Source organism: Herbaspirillum sp. VT-16-41 (assembly GCF_001994935.1).
Taxonomy (GTDB): Bacteria; Pseudomonadota; Gammaproteobacteria; order Burkholderiales; family Burkholderiaceae_D; genus Herbaspirillum; species Herbaspirillum frisingense.
Genome location: NZ_MUXB01000131.1, coordinates 394708 through 407741 on the forward strand (window position 1 = coordinate 394708; position 13034 = coordinate 407741).

14 protein-coding genes are annotated in these 13034 nt (G+C 65.3%); all 14 read left to right on the forward strand.

Annotated elements, in window-relative coordinates; genetic code table 11:
* Positions 1 to 5 precede the first annotated feature (5 nt).
* Positions 6 to 878, forward strand: a complete 873-nt coding sequence (locus BTM36_RS21485) for a transporter substrate-binding domain-containing protein (RefSeq protein ID WP_006462340.1) — start codon at positions 6 to 8, stop codon at positions 876 to 878.
* 30 nt (positions 879 to 908) lie between these two features.
* Positions 909 to 1658 carry an amino acid ABC transporter ATP-binding protein gene (locus BTM36_RS21490; RefSeq protein WP_006462341.1) on the forward strand — a complete coding sequence of 250 codons (750 nt, stop codon included), beginning with the start codon at positions 909 to 911 and terminating at the stop codon, positions 1656 to 1658.
* A gap of 3 nt (positions 1659 to 1661) precedes the next feature.
* Positions 1662 to 2333: an amino acid ABC transporter permease gene (locus BTM36_RS21495; RefSeq protein WP_006462342.1), complete on the forward strand. Its 672-nt coding sequence runs from the start codon at positions 1662 to 1664 to the stop codon at positions 2331 to 2333.
* A gap of 12 nt (positions 2334 to 2345) precedes the next feature.
* A complete protein-coding gene (locus tag BTM36_RS21500; RefSeq protein ID WP_077237859.1) occupies positions 2346 to 3020 on the forward strand; it encodes an amino acid ABC transporter permease in 675 nt (224 codons plus the stop codon).
* A gap of 737 nt (positions 3021 to 3757) precedes the next feature.
* Positions 3758 to 4543, forward strand: a complete 786-nt coding sequence (locus BTM36_RS21505) for an ABC transporter ATP-binding protein (RefSeq protein WP_006462344.1) — start codon at positions 3758 to 3760, stop codon at positions 4541 to 4543.
* A gap of 56 nt (positions 4544 to 4599) precedes the next feature.
* Entirely contained in the window at positions 4600 to 5595 is a 996-nt protein-coding gene (locus BTM36_RS21510) for an ABC transporter substrate-binding protein (protein ID WP_006462345.1), read from the forward strand.
* A 2-nt stretch (positions 5596 to 5597) separates the two neighbouring features.
* Positions 5598 to 6467: an ABC transporter permease gene (locus BTM36_RS21515; RefSeq protein ID WP_077237860.1), complete on the forward strand. Its 870-nt coding sequence runs from the start codon at positions 5598 to 5600 to the stop codon at positions 6465 to 6467.
* Positions 6468 to 6503: 36 nt separating this feature from the next.
* Positions 6504 to 7274, forward strand: a complete 771-nt coding sequence (locus BTM36_RS21520) for an SDR family oxidoreductase (protein WP_039874635.1) — start codon at positions 6504 to 6506, stop codon at positions 7272 to 7274.
* A 58-nt stretch (positions 7275 to 7332) separates the two neighbouring features.
* Entirely contained in the window at positions 7333 to 7869 is a 537-nt protein-coding gene (locus BTM36_RS21525; protein ID WP_039874638.1) for a cupin domain-containing protein, read from the forward strand.
* A 17-nt stretch (positions 7870 to 7886) separates the two neighbouring features.
* On the forward strand, positions 7887 to 8774 hold the full coding sequence (locus BTM36_RS21530) for an alpha/beta fold hydrolase (protein WP_077237861.1): 888 nt from the start codon (positions 7887 to 7889) through the stop codon (positions 8772 to 8774).
* 14 nt (positions 8775 to 8788) lie between these two features.
* Positions 8789 to 9622 carry an IclR family transcriptional regulator gene (locus tag BTM36_RS21535; RefSeq protein WP_006462350.1) on the forward strand — a complete coding sequence of 278 codons (834 nt, stop codon included), beginning with the start codon at positions 8789 to 8791 and terminating at the stop codon, positions 9620 to 9622.
* A 1-nt stretch (position 9623) separates the two neighbouring features.
* Complete coding sequence (locus tag BTM36_RS21540) at positions 9624 to 10448, forward strand: SDR family oxidoreductase (RefSeq protein ID WP_039874641.1); 825 nt, start codon at positions 9624 to 9626, stop codon at positions 10446 to 10448.
* Positions 10441 to 12180, forward strand: a complete 1740-nt coding sequence (locus tag BTM36_RS21545) for a thiamine pyrophosphate-binding protein (protein WP_077237863.1) — start codon at positions 10441 to 10443, stop codon at positions 12178 to 12180. Before BTM36_RS21540 ends, BTM36_RS21545 begins: the two co-directional genes overlap by 8 nt.
* Before the next feature lie 10 nt (positions 12181 to 12190).
* A complete protein-coding gene (locus BTM36_RS21550) occupies positions 12191 to 12991 on the forward strand; it encodes an aspartate dehydrogenase (protein WP_006462353.1) in 801 nt (266 codons plus the stop codon).
* Positions 12992 to 13034 lie beyond the last annotated feature (43 nt).

Genomic DNA, 13034 nt, shown 5'->3' on the forward strand with positions numbered 1-13034 from the left:
TTGCGATGTTGCCCTTCCTGGCCCTGCCATCCAAGTTATCCCTGAAGTGTTCCCTGCTGGTCGCCCTGTCGGCCAGCGCGCTGTTGTCGGCCGGGGCATTCGCCCAGGGCGCGCCGCTGCGCACCGGCGTGGATGCCACCTTCGCCCCGCATGCCATGGTCAAGCTGGGCGGCGGCCTGCAAGGCTTCAACATCGACCTGGGTGAAGAACTGGCGCGCCGCCTGGGCCGCAAGATCGAGATCGAAGGCACCGAATTCTCCGGTCTGGTACCAGGCCTGAACGCCAAGAAATACGACTTCGTGCTGGCGCCGGTGACCGCCACCCCCGAGCGCGCCAAGGCCATGCTCTTCACCGAGGGCTACCTCGATACCGACTACACCTTCGTCATCAAGAAGGGTGCACCCGCCATCACCGCCCTGGAAGACCTCAAGGGCAAGACCATCTCGGTCAACAAGGGCTCGGCCTATGAACTGTGGGCGCGTGACAATGCGCCCAAGTACGGCTTCAAGTACGACGTCTACGGCAACAACGCCGATGCCGTGCAGGCGGTGCAATCGGGACGCGCCGACGCCAACCTGGCCGGCAGCACGGTCGCGGCCTGGGCTGCCAAGCAGAACCCGGCCGTGCAGACCACCTATACCGTCAAGACCGGCCTGGTCTGGGCGCTGGCCTTCCGCCTGGACGACAAGGCCGGCCGCGACGCCGCCGGCATGGCGCTCAAGTGCATGAAGCAGGACGGCACGATGGGCAAGATCGCCCAGAAGTGGTTCGGCTATACCCCCGCACCAGACGCCACCGTGGTCAAGGTCGGCGTGGGGCAGGGCGTGCCGGGCCTGGATGGCTACGACCCGACGCCGGTCACGCTCAAGTGCCACTGATCCTGGCCCTTTTCACCGGATGAACCACCCATGAACCTTGCCGCCCCCATCCTCGAAATCGTCGGCCTGCACAAGTCCTATGAAGGCAATACGGTCTTGCGCGGCATCGACCTGCGCGTGCGCACCGGCCAGCTGATCTGCGTGATCGGCCCGTCCGGCTCGGGCAAGAGCACCATGCTGCGTTGCTGCAACCGGCTGGAAGAGCCCAGTGCCGGCCAGATCGTGGTGGATGGGGTGGACATCATGCACGCCCGCACCGACCTCAATGCGGTGCGCCAGCAGATCGGCATGGTGTTCCAGCAGTTCAACCTGTACCCGCACCTGAGCGTGCTGGGCAACGTGATGCTGGCCCTGAAGAAGGTGCAGAAGCACTCGCATGCCGAGGCCGAAGCCCGTGCCCGACGGGCGCTGGAGCAGGTGGGCATGCTGGAGAAGGCGGCCGCCTATCCCGGCCAGCTGTCCGGCGGCCAGCAGCAACGCGTGGGCATTGCCCGCGGCATCGCCCTGCAGCCCAAGGTGATGCTGTTCGACGAACCCACCAGCGCGCTGGATCCCGAGCTGGTGGGTAGCGTCCTGGAGGTCATGCGTCAGTTGCGCGAGGCCGGCATGACCATGCTGGTGGTCACGCACGAGATGGCCTTCGCCCGCGCGGCGGCCGACCGCGTGGTGTTCATGGACGGCGGCGTGATCGTCGAGGAAGGCCCGCCCGAACAGATCTTCGGCGATCCGCAACAGGCCCGCACCAAGGCCTTCGTGGCCCGCTACGCCGCACAGCACTGAGCCATGGAGCAATTCCTCTTTACCTTCTTCAATGCCGAGATCGCCGCCCGCTACTGGCCGGATATCCTGCGCGGCATGGGCGTGACCGTCCTGCTGAGCCTGGCCGTGATCGGCGCCGGGCTGCTGCTGGGCCTGTTGCTGGCGGTGCTGCGCGCCACCGGCAAGCGTGGCCTGGTGTTCATGGTGGTGGCCTTCGCCGATGTCATGCGGGCCTTGCCGCCGCTGATCCTGATCATCGTGCTGTTCTTCGCCTTCCCCTACATCGACCTGTCCATGTCGTCCTTCACCGCCACCTGGCTGGCGCTGAGCCTGGTGCTGGCGGCCTACGCCGAGGAAAGCATCTGGGCCGGCATCGCCGCCTTGCCGCGTGGCCAGAGCGAAGCGGCGCGCTCCACCGGCCTGTCCTGGGGCCAGACCATGGGCGCGGTGATCCTGCCGCAGGCCTTGCGCATGGCCGTACCGGCGCTGACCAACCGTGTCATCTCGATCACCAAGAACACCGCGCTGGGCTCGGTGGTGGCCCTGTCGGAAATCCTCAATACCGCCCAGGCCGCCAGCAGCAATGCCGGCAATCCCACCCCGCTGATGCTGGGGGCCGCGGCCTACCTGCTGATCTTCATTCCGGTGGTCTTGTTCGCGCGCTGGCTGGAAACCCGCTGGCGCTGGAAACGATAGGAGAGGGCGCACATGGAAGCCTTGCTGCAGAATTTCTTCAACCTGGAGGTCTATCGCCAGGTGCTGCCCTTCCTGCTGGGTGGCCTGTGGACCACGGTCTGGCTGTCGTTGCTGGTGATTCCCATCGGCGTGCTCTCGGGCCTGCTGCTGGCCTTGCTGGCCACCCAGAGCCGTTCACGCGGGGTGCGCATCGCGGTGGCGGTGTATGTGGACTTCTTCCGTTCCTTCCCGCCGCTGGTGCTGCTGATCCTGATCTATTTCGGCGCCCCCTTCCTGGGGCTGGAGCTGCCCAAGCTGGTGGCCGTGGCGCTGGGCTTCATGTTCAACAATTCCAGCTATTTCGCCGAGGTGCTGCGCGCCGGCATCGAAAGCGTGCCCAGCGGCCAGATGGAAGCGGCACGCTCCACCGGCCTGTCGCGCTGGCAGGCGCTGGCCTATGTGGTGGTGCCGCAGGCGGCGCGCAATGCGCTGCCCGACCTGGTGGGCAACTGCATCGAGGTCATCAAGCTGACCACCATCGCCAGTGTGGTGGCCCTGCCTGAACTGCTGCGGGTGGCGCGCGATGCCCAGTCGCTGGTCTACAACCCGTCGCCCATCGTGCTGGCGGCGCTGCTCTACCTGATCCTGCTGCTGCCGCTGGTGCGCTGGCTGTCGCGTCTGGAGCACCGGGGCCGCAGCCTGCACTGATTCCACTGCCTTTCCCGCTAATGCCGTTCAGTTAAGCTTGTTACCAGCCCGAAAGCTTGCTCAGACTTTGCTTGCTCCACCGCTGACCGTTCGTCCTGAGTAGCGGCGTAGCCGCGTATCGAAGGCGCGCCACAAGCTGAGCAGCGCCCCTTCGACAGGCTCAGGACAGGCTTCGATACGGCCCTAAAGGGCCTACTCAGTCCGATCGGTTTCAGATGGCTTGAAGAGAACCAAGCAAAATCGCTGCGCCAAAGTCATCTGGCGCGGCGATTCTTTCTTGACTGAACTGTATTACTGTCTTTCCCTCGCTCTTTCTTCCCCGCTTAATACGCCGGCCGCTTCAGGCCGGCGTTTTCATTCCGCCGCACCACACTGTGTCGTCATCGCGACAGGGGCCGCCACGGTGCAAAAGGCGCACCGGTGCGGCGCTGCATGCCTGTCTTTGGTGAGTTCCCAGCCGCGGAAAGCGCAGAAATCAGGCTTTCCAGCCTGGCACGCTGTTTGCATAAAACGAGCAAAACGGTTTTTATATAAACCATCAGTTCATATATGGAACAAAATAAGTCATTTTGTTTTGAGATATCTGCTATATTGACTACGAATATCTCCCATATATAAATTGCTGTTTCATATATGGAACGTTTCGGTGCCCGGCAGGAGGCACCCGTCCGCAGAGACGGCAGCCGGGAAGAATAGCTGGGGCGCAACAGCGCGCTATGGCAATCAGCAGAGGCAACATGATCGAAATCGAATTCCGCAAGGTCGGCAAAAGCTTTGTCGATCGCCAGACGGCGCAAGCGCGCGCCGCTGTCACCAACGTCAACCTGTCCATCAAGAGCGGCGAGGTGGTCTCCATCATCGGCCCCTCGGGCTGTGGCAAGAGCACCCTGCTCAACATGGGCGCCGGTCTCTACCTGCCCACCGAAGGCGAAGTCTTCGTCGGCGGCGAGCGCGTGACCAAGCCGGTCCGCAAGGTGGCCTTCATGCTGCAGAAGGACCTGCTCATGCCCTGGCGCAATATCCGCGCCAACGTCACCCTGGGCCTGGAAATCGACGGCATGCGCGAGGCCGAGCGCCGACGCATCGCCGACGAGCTGCTGGCCAAGTGCCACCTCAAGGGCTTTGAAGAGCATTACCCGTACCAGCTCTCCGGCGGCATGCGCCAGCGCGCTGCGCTGGCCCGCACGCTGGCGGTGGACCCGCAGGTGCTGCTGCTGGACGAACCGTTCTCGGCCCTGGATGCGCAGACCAAGATGGTGCTGCAGCAGGACCTGGCCAAGATGCTTTACGAAAAGAAGAAGACCGCGCTCTTCATCACCCACGATCTGGTGGAAGCCATCGCCCTGTCGGACCGCCTGCTGGTCATGAGCGAGCGTCCCGGCACCATCGTCGAGGAAATCGTGGTGGACCTGCCGTTCCGCGACAACCCGCTGGAGCGTCGCAAGCTGCCCGAGATCGGCCCCTTGCAAGGGCGCCTGATGGAACTGCTCAAGGTGGGCAAAGAGACCGCCGAGCTGCACTGATTTCACGCTGCATCTTCACCCGTCAACAGAGAGACCCCAAGGGAGAGCCAGAAACCATGAAGAACCTGTTCGCATCCGCCTGTAGTGCACTTGCCCTGGTCGCCGCCACGGGCGCCGCCGTCCTGCCCATGGCCGCGCACGCTGCGCCGGAAGAAGTGACCTACCTGCTGCCTGCACCACCCAATTCGCCGGCCTTCGCCCCCTGGGTGCTAGCCCAGCACAAAGGCTATTACGCCGATGAAAACCTGAAGGTCAGCTTCATCGTCGCCAAGGGCGGCGTGGACGTGGCCAAGCAGATCGGTGCCGGCAATGCCGTCATCGGTGGCGCCATCGGCGACACCCCCATCGTGGTGCGCGCCAACGGCATCCCGGTCAAGGCCATCGCCGTGCTGGGCGCCGGTTCGGTGACCATGGTGGCGGCCAATCCGGCCGACGGCATCAAGGGCCTCAAAGACCTCAAGGGCAAGACCGTCACCGTGATGTCCTATACCGACACCACCTATTACGCCTTCCTGGGTAGCCTGAAGACCGCCGGCCTGTCCAAGACCGACGTGCAGATCCAGGCCGCCGGCCCCTCGGGTGTCTGGCAGCTGTATACCTCGGGCAAGTCGCAGGCCTTCGCCGGCGTGCCGGACTGGGTGGTCAATGCCACCGATGCCGGTGCCAAGGTCGAACTGCTGGACAACGGCGGCTTCAAGAGCATGGCCCAGGCCATCCTGGCCTCCGACGACACCATCAAGAAGAATCCGGAGCTGCTCAAGCGCCTGGTGCGCGCCACCCTGCGCGGCATGCAGGACATCATGAAGGACCCCAAGGCCGCCGCCGATGACTACGTCGCTGCGCTGCCCACCTACAAGGGCAAGGAAGCCAGCATCCAGGCCACCTTCGAGATGTACAACAAGTACGTCTACGCCAACCAGAAGACCCTGGGCCAGATCGACCAGGCGCGCATGGAAGCGGTGCAGAAGTTCTACGTCAGCGAAGGCATCGTCACCAAGGCCACGCCGGTCAACGAGCTCTTCACCAACCAGTTCGTCGGAGTCGCCAAGTAATCATGAATACCACCACAGCCAATGACCTGACCATGTCCAGTCCCGAGCCAACGTCCTCGCCCAATCCGGTCAAGCCGACGGCACGCCGTCCGCTGTTGAACGACAAGGCCCGCACGGTGTGCGGCAGCCTGGCGCTGCTGGTGGTGTTCATCGCCGCGTGGCAGTGGGGCCCGGGCATGCTGGGCATGCCTGAATACATCCTGCCCAACTTCATGCAGGTGGTGCGTGAAGCGGTGGTGATGTGGAACAACGCGCAACTGTTGCAGCACTTCGGCATCACCGCCATGGAAGTGGTGTTCGGCTTCCTCTTCGGCGCCTTGCTGGGCCTGGCCGTCGGTGTCGCGCTGGGCCTCTCGCCACGGGCCGAGGCCATGCTCTCGCCTTACATCCTGGCGCTGCAGATCGCGCCCAAGGTGGCCTTTGCCCCCCTGTTCGTGATGTGGCTGGGCTACACCATCTATCCCAAGATCATCGTGGCGGTGCTGATCGTGTTCTTCCCGATCATGATCAACGTGCTCTCGGCCATCCGTACCGTCGATCCCGACATGGTCAACCTGGTGCGCACGCTCAATGCCGGCCGTTGGCAGATCTTCCACCTGGTCGAGTTCCGTTCGGCGCTGCCGGCGCTGTTCTCGGGCCTCCGCATCGCCTCCACGCTGTCGGTGATCGGCGTGACCGTGGGTGAACTGGTGGGCGGCAACCAGGGCCTGGGTTATCTGCTGGTCGATGGCGAAGGGCAGGGCAATACCGCTGCCGTCTTCGTCTCCATCGTCGCACTGACCCTGATCGGCGTGGTCACCTACGGCGTGGTGGTCTGGGCCGAACGCAAGGTCCTGCACTACCTGCCCAAGGCCAATACCAGCACCGTCTGAATCCAGAGACTCAACCAGCGCAACAGGAGCAAGCACATGTCAGCAGCAAGCACGGCGACACTTTTGGCGGGACGACGCATTCTGGTCACTGGCGCGGCACGCGGCCTCGGCCTGGCGTTCGTGGACGCCATCGCCGCCGCCGGGGCCACGGTGGCCATGGCCGACATCCTGCAGGAAGAACTGGCGGCCTCGGTGGCCGCCCTGAAACAACGTGGCCTGCAGGTCGAGGGCTTTGCACTGGACCTGGCCGATCCGGCCTCGGTGAAGGCCTGCGCGGCGGCCGCCACGCAATGGCTGGGCGGACTCGACGGCCTGGTCAACAACGCCGCCATCACCAACTCCGGCGGCAAGAGCAGCGAGCAGCTGGAAGTGGACATGTGGGACCGCGTCATGGATGTCAACGTGCGCGGTACCTGGCTGATGACCAATGCCTGCCTGCCGGCGCTGCGTGCCTCGGGGCGCGGCGCGGTGGTGAACCTGTCGTCCGATACCCCGTTGTGGGGCGCCCCCAACCTGCTGGCCTACGTGGCCAGCAAGAGTGCGGTGATCGGCATGACCCGTTCGCTGGCACGCGAGCTGGGCGCCGACAACATCACCGTCAATGCGGTGGCACCGGGCCTGACGCTGGTGGAAGCCACGCAGTATGTACCGCAGGCGCGGCACCAGCACTACCTGGACGGCCGTGCCATCCGGCGTGACCAGTTGCCCGAGGATGTCTGTGGCGCAGTGGTGTTCGCGCTGTCGGAGATGGCGCGCTTCTTCACCGGTCAGGTGATGGCGGTCAACGGTGGCTTCGTGATGCATTGAAAACGTATTTCTTGCCAGATCAACCCGGATCACTCCGGACCCCTTCAAGGAGAAAAGCATGACCGATATGTCCGAACAGGAAAACATGGGCCGCAGCTGGGATCGCCCCGCCGGCGCCAGCTTCGCCGACTGGATGGAATCGCGCGTGGCGCGCCTGTCCACCCGCAAGTACGACTGGAACGCACTGAAGTTCCAGGCCGACTACGACCCCAAGTACCGTCGCGCCCAGATGCGCTACATCGGCACCGGTGGCACGGGTGTGGCGCATGACGCCAACGTCATCCCCTCCGAGCATTTCACCTTCTCGACCATGATCATCCCGGCCGGCCACGAAGGCCCGTCGCACCTGCACGTGGACGTGGAAGAAGTGTTCTTCGTCCTGCGCGGCAAGCTCAAGCTGGTGCTGGAAAAGGATGGCGAGCGCTTCGAGACCATCCTCACCGACCGTGACGTGGTCTCGGTGCCGCCGGGCGTGTATCGCGAAGAGATCAACATCGGTGACGAAGACGCCCTGATGTGCGTGATGCTGGGCGCCAAGAAGCCCATCACCCCGACCTATCCGCCGGATCATCCGCTGACCTCGGTCAAGCGCTGATTGCAGAGCACCACACCATGCATCCTCACACCTCCATCGCCTCCGCCACCGCAGTCAGCTGCGACGACGCCCTGCGCGAACCGCTGGCCCTGCTGGAAGGCCGCTTCGCCGAGGGCAGCGTCGAGGTGCCGGGCGGCCGTGTCAGCTACCGCAGCTGCGGCAGCGGTCCGGTGGTGGTGCTGTTGCATGGCATCAGCTCGGGCGCGGCCTCGTGGTTGCAGTGCGCGCTCAAGCTGGAGTCGCAGGCCCGCGTGATCGCCTGGAACGCGCCCGGTTACGGCCGTTCCACACCGCTGACGATGAGCCAGCCCAAGGCGGTCGATTATGCAAGGCGTCTGCAGGACATGCTGCAGGCGCTGGAAGTCGAGCAGTGCGTGCTGGTCGGCCATTCGCTGGGCGCGTTGATGGCCGCAGCCTACCTGGCCCATGGCGATGGCCGCGCACGCCGCACGCTGCTGGCCGATCCGGCGCTGGGCTACGGCGCCGCCAGCAAGCAAGAGCGCGCGCACCAGGTGCGGGAAGAGCGGCTGGGCGCCTTGCGCACCCTGGGCATCGTCGGCATGGCGCAGAAGCCGACGCGCCTGCTGTCGGCCCACGCCAGCGCGCAGGACCACGCCTGGGTGCGCTGGAACATGCAGTGGCTGGACGCCTCGGGCTACACCCAGGCCGTGCAATTGTTGTGCGGTGACGATATCGCGCCTTACCTGCAGGCTGCACCACGACGGGGGTTGTCGGTGGCATGCGGAGCCGAGGACATCGTCACCACCCCGGAGGCCAGTGAAGGGCTGGCCAGGCAGTTCGAACTTCCCTTCAAGCTGGTGGACGCGGCCGGTCATGCCTGCTATATCGAGCAGCCGTCGCAATTTGCTGCGCTGATCAGCGCGCAACTCACCTCAACCAACTAGAACAGAAAATCATCATGAACAAACCAGTGATGCCAGAAGAAGAGTCGCAAGACAAGTATTCCGTCCCCGGCCTGGAACGCGGCCTGCGCCTGCTGTGCGAATTCAGCCGCCAGGACAAGACCCTGTCCGCGCCCGAACTGGCGCGTCGCCTGGACATCCCGCGCTCTACCGTGTTCCGCCTCCTGGCCACGCTGGAACGCATGGGCTTCGTCGAGCGTGCCGACGGCGGGCGTGACTATCGCCTGGGCATGTCGGTGCTGCGCCTGGGCTTCGAATACCTGGCCTCGCTGGAACTGACCGAGATCGGCCGCCCGCTGCTGGACCGCCTGCGCGACGAGATCGGCTATTCCTGCAACCTGGTGGTGCGCGATGGCCGCTCCATCGTCTATGTCGCCAAGTCGGTCACCCAGACCGCCTTCACCAGCCATGTCAACGTCGGCACCCGCCTGCCGGCGCATGCCACCGTGCTGGGCCGGGTGCTGCTGGAAGACCTGAGCCTGCCGCAACTGCGCGCCCTGTATCCGGAAGAACACCTGGAAGTCTTTTCCAGCAACACCCCCAAGACCGTGGTCGAACTGTTCGACATGGTGCAGGCCGACAAGGAACGTGGCTTCGTGCTGCAGGAAGGTTTCTTCGAAACCAGCATCTCCACCGTCGCCGCACCGGTGCGCGATCACTCTGGCAATGTGGTGGCCGCCATGGGCGCCACGATCCCTTCGCCGCACATCGACGCCAGCCAGCTCGACATCATCGTGGCCCGCGTGCGCGATACCGCGGCCGAACTGTCCCGCCTGCTGGACCACGCCCCGCAGGGTGGTGCCAAGGTAGTCAACATGTGGCGGGGCTGAGATGGCAATGACTTCTCTCCAGGGCAAGGTGGCCGTGGTCACCGGCGGCTCTTCCGGCATCGGTCTGGCGACCGTGGAACTGCTGCTGGAAGCGGGCGCAGCCGTGGCCTTCTGCGGCCGTGATGGTGCCCGGCTGAAGGACGCCGAAGCTGCGCTGCGCGAGCGCTACCCGCAGGCCCGCCTGTATAGCGCCCCTTGCGACGTGCTGTCGCAGGAGCAGGTGCAGGCCTTCGCCGCCTCGGTGGAAAACACCCTGGGCGCGGTGTCCATGCTGGTCAACAACGCCGGCCAGGGCCGCGTCTCGACCTTTGCCGATACCGCCGACGAGGCCTGGAGCGAAGAGCTGCGCCTCAAATTCTTTTCCGTGATCTACCCGACCCGTGCCTTCCTGCCGCAACTGCAGGCCATGAGCGCGCAGCACGGGGATGCCGCCATCGTCTGCGTCAACTCGCTGCTGGCCACGCAACCCGAGCCGCACATGGTAGCGACTTCCGCCGCCCGCGCCGGCGTGCACAACCTGGTGCGCTCGCTGGCCACCGAACTGGCCAATGGCGACGCCGCCCGCGTGCGCGTGAACGGCATCCTGATCGGCCTGGTGGAGTCGGGCCAATGGCGCCGCCGCTATGCTGCGCGCGGCCCCGAACTGCAGGACCAGAGCTGGGCCCAATGGACCGCCGCGCTGGCCGCAAAGAAACAGATTCAACTCGGCCGTCTCGGCCTTCCCCGGGAAGCCGCGCAGGCGATCGTATTCCTCGCCACGCCGCTTTCCTCGTACACCACAGGCAGCCATATCGATGTTTCAGGAGGACTTTCCCGCCATGTCTAATACCAACCAGCAAGTGACCGTCGGCTGCGCCATCGCGGCTTTCCTCGAACAGTGCGGCGTGAAGGCTGCCTTCGGCGTGATCTCGATCCACAACATGCCCATCCTCGACGCCTTCGGCGAGCGTGGCAAGATCCGCTTCATCCCGGCCCGCGGCGAAGCCGGCGGCGCCAACATGGCTGACGCCTATGCCCGCACCACCGGTGGCCTGGGCGTATGTCTGACCTCCACCGGCACCGCCGCCGGCAATGCCGCCGGCGCCATGGTGGAAGCCTTGACCGCCGGTACGCCGCTGCTGCACCTGACCGGTCAGATCGAGACGCCTTACCTGGACCAGAGCCTGGCCTACATCCACGAAGCGCCGGACCAGTTGAGCATGCTCAAGGCCATCTCCAAGGCGGCCTTCCGCATCCGTAGCGTCGAGACCGCCATCAGCACCATCAAGCTGGCCGTGCAGACTGCACTGACCCCGCCGATGGGCCCGGTCTCGGTGGAAATCCCCATCGACATCCAGGCTGCCCTGATCCCCATGCCCAGCAACCTGCAACCGCTGGCCATCCCGCAAAGCGTGCCGTCGGCGCGCGCGCTGGATGAACTGGCCGAGCGCCTGATGAAGGCCAAGCGTCCGCTGCTGTGGCTGGGCGGCGGGGCGCGTCATGCCGGCGCGCAGGTAAAGCGCCTGATGGACCTGGGCTTCGGCGTGGTCACCAGCACCCAGGGTCGCGGCATCGTGGCCGAGGATGATCCGCGCTCGCTGGGCGCCTTCAACCTGCACAAGCCGGTCGAGCATTTCTATCAGAGCTGCGACGCCATGCTGGTGGTCGGCTCGCGCCTGCGCGGCAATGAAACCCTGAAGTACGAACTGAAACTGCCGCGTCCGCTGTATCGCGTGGATGCCGATCCGGCTGCCGAAGGCCGCTGCTACACCAGCGATTATTTCGTCTGCGGTGATTCGGCGCTGGTACTGTCCGGCCTGGCCGACCGCCTGGCCGCGCTGAAGGTCGATCCGGGCTTCATGGCCGACCTGCAGAAGGCACGCGATACCGCGGTGCATGGCCTGGTCGATGGCCTCGGCCCCTATAGCGCCCTGGTGGATCAGTTGCAGCAGGCGGCTGGCCGCGAGTTCAACTGGGTGCGCGACGTCACCGTCTCCAACAGCACCTGGGGCAACCGCTACCTGCGTATCTTCGATCCGCGTGCCGGCGTGCATGCGCTGGGCGGCGGCATCGGTCAGGGCCTGGCCATGGGTATCGGCGCGGCCATCGGCGCAGCGGTCACGCAGTCCGGCAAGAAGACCTTCACCCTGGCTGGTGATGGCGGCTTCATCCTCAATCTGGGCGAGCTGGCCACGGCCGTGCAGGAACAGGCTGACATGGTGATCGTGCTGATGAACGACAAGGGCTACGGCGTCATCAAGAACATCCAGGATGCGCAATACGGCGGTCGCCGCCACTACGTGGACCTGCACACGCCCGATTATGCCGAACTGTCCTCGGCGCTGAAGCTGCGTCACCAGCGCGTGGGCAACCTGGCCGAGGTGGCCGGGGCGCTGGACGAGGCGCTGTCGCAGAAGGGCCCCTTCCTGCTGGAGATCGACATGCTGACCATCGGCAGCTTCAAGACTGCCTTCGCCGGCCCTCCGGTCAATCAGACGGAAAACGCGGAAAGCGCGGAAAAGGCCGCCGCCGCAGCAGCAGCCGTGGTCGCCGCTGCCGCTACCGCGGCCACCGCCTGAGGAGCCGAGCATGCTGCACGTATCGATGATCGGATGCGGCGCCATCGGCGTGGGCGTCATGGAGATCTTGAAGAGTGATCCCGAGGTCGCCTTCGACATGGTGGTGGTGCCGGAGGCGCACATGGAGCGCGCCCGCAGCACCGTCTCCACACTGGCACCGACGGCCCGGGTGGTGTCGCGGCTGGGCGACGAGCGTCCCGACCTGCTGATCGAATGCGCCGGCCACCAGGCCATCGCCGAACACATCATCCCGGCGCTGGAGCGCGGCATCCCCTGCATGGTGGTGTCCATCGGCGCCTTGTCCGAACCTGGCCTGGTCGACAAGCTGGAAGCCGCTGCCCGCGCCGGCAAGACCCAGGTGCAGCTGCTTTCCGGCGCCATCGGCGCCATCGACGCCCTGGCCGCGGCCAAGGTCGGCGGGCTGGAATCGGTGGTCTATACCGGCCGCAAGCCGCCGCAGGCATGGAAGGATACGCCGGCCGAGGCCGCCTTCGATCTGGATGCGCTCAAGGAGCCGACCGTCATCTTCGAAGGCAGCGCCCGCGAAGCGGCGCGCCTGTATCCCAAGAATGCCAACGTCGCCGCCACGCTGTCGCTGGCCGGCCTGGGCCTGGACCAGACCCGGGTGCGCCTGTATGCCGATCCGGGCGTGAGCGAGAACGTGCACTACGTGGAAGCGCGGGGCGCCTTCGGCGGCTTCGAGCTGACCATGCGCGGCAAGCCGCTGGCGGCCAATCCCAAGACCTCGGCGCTGACCGTCTACAGCGTCGTACGCGCCCTGGGCAATCGTGCCCATGCGCTGTCGATCTGAGCAGTTGAGTATCTGAATATCTGAGCTTCGCAAGGACATGTCG

Bases quoted from the DNA above. Each gene is read 5' to 3' on its own strand.
- BTM36_RS21495 (WP_006462342.1), top strand. From the start codon at position 1,662: ATGGAGCAATTCCTCTTTACCTTCTTCAATGCCGAGATCGCCGCCCGC.
- BTM36_RS21545 (WP_077237863.1), top strand. From the start codon at position 10,441: ATGTCTAATACCAACCAGCAAGTGACCGTCGGCTGCGCCATCGCGGCT.
- BTM36_RS21490 (WP_006462341.1), top strand. From the start codon at position 909: ATGAACCTTGCCGCCCCCATCCTCGAAATCGTCGGCCTGCACAAGTCC.
- BTM36_RS21485 (WP_006462340.1), top strand. From the start codon at position 6: ATGTTGCCCTTCCTGGCCCTGCCATCCAAGTTATCCCTGAAGTGTTCC.
- BTM36_RS21500 (WP_077237859.1), top strand. From the start codon at position 2,346: ATGGAAGCCTTGCTGCAGAATTTCTTCAACCTGGAGGTCTATCGCCAG.
- BTM36_RS21510 (WP_006462345.1), top strand. From the start codon at position 4,600: ATGAAGAACCTGTTCGCATCCGCCTGTAGTGCACTTGCCCTGGTCGCC.
- BTM36_RS21515 (WP_077237860.1), top strand. From the start codon at position 5,598: ATGAATACCACCACAGCCAATGACCTGACCATGTCCAGTCCCGAGCCA.
- BTM36_RS21505 (WP_006462344.1), top strand. From the start codon at position 3,758: ATGATCGAAATCGAATTCCGCAAGGTCGGCAAAAGCTTTGTCGATCGC.
- BTM36_RS21540 (WP_039874641.1), top strand. From the start codon at position 9,624: ATGGCAATGACTTCTCTCCAGGGCAAGGTGGCCGTGGTCACCGGCGGC.
- BTM36_RS21520 (WP_039874635.1), top strand. From the start codon at position 6,504: ATGTCAGCAGCAAGCACGGCGACACTTTTGGCGGGACGACGCATTCTG.
- BTM36_RS21525 (WP_039874638.1), top strand. From the start codon at position 7,333: ATGACCGATATGTCCGAACAGGAAAACATGGGCCGCAGCTGGGATCGC.
- BTM36_RS21550 (WP_006462353.1), top strand. From the start codon at position 12,191: ATGCTGCACGTATCGATGATCGGATGCGGCGCCATCGGCGTGGGCGTC.
- BTM36_RS21535 (WP_006462350.1), top strand. From the start codon at position 8,789: ATGAACAAACCAGTGATGCCAGAAGAAGAGTCGCAAGACAAGTATTCC.
- BTM36_RS21530 (WP_077237861.1), top strand. From the start codon at position 7,887: ATGCATCCTCACACCTCCATCGCCTCCGCCACCGCAGTCAGCTGCGAC.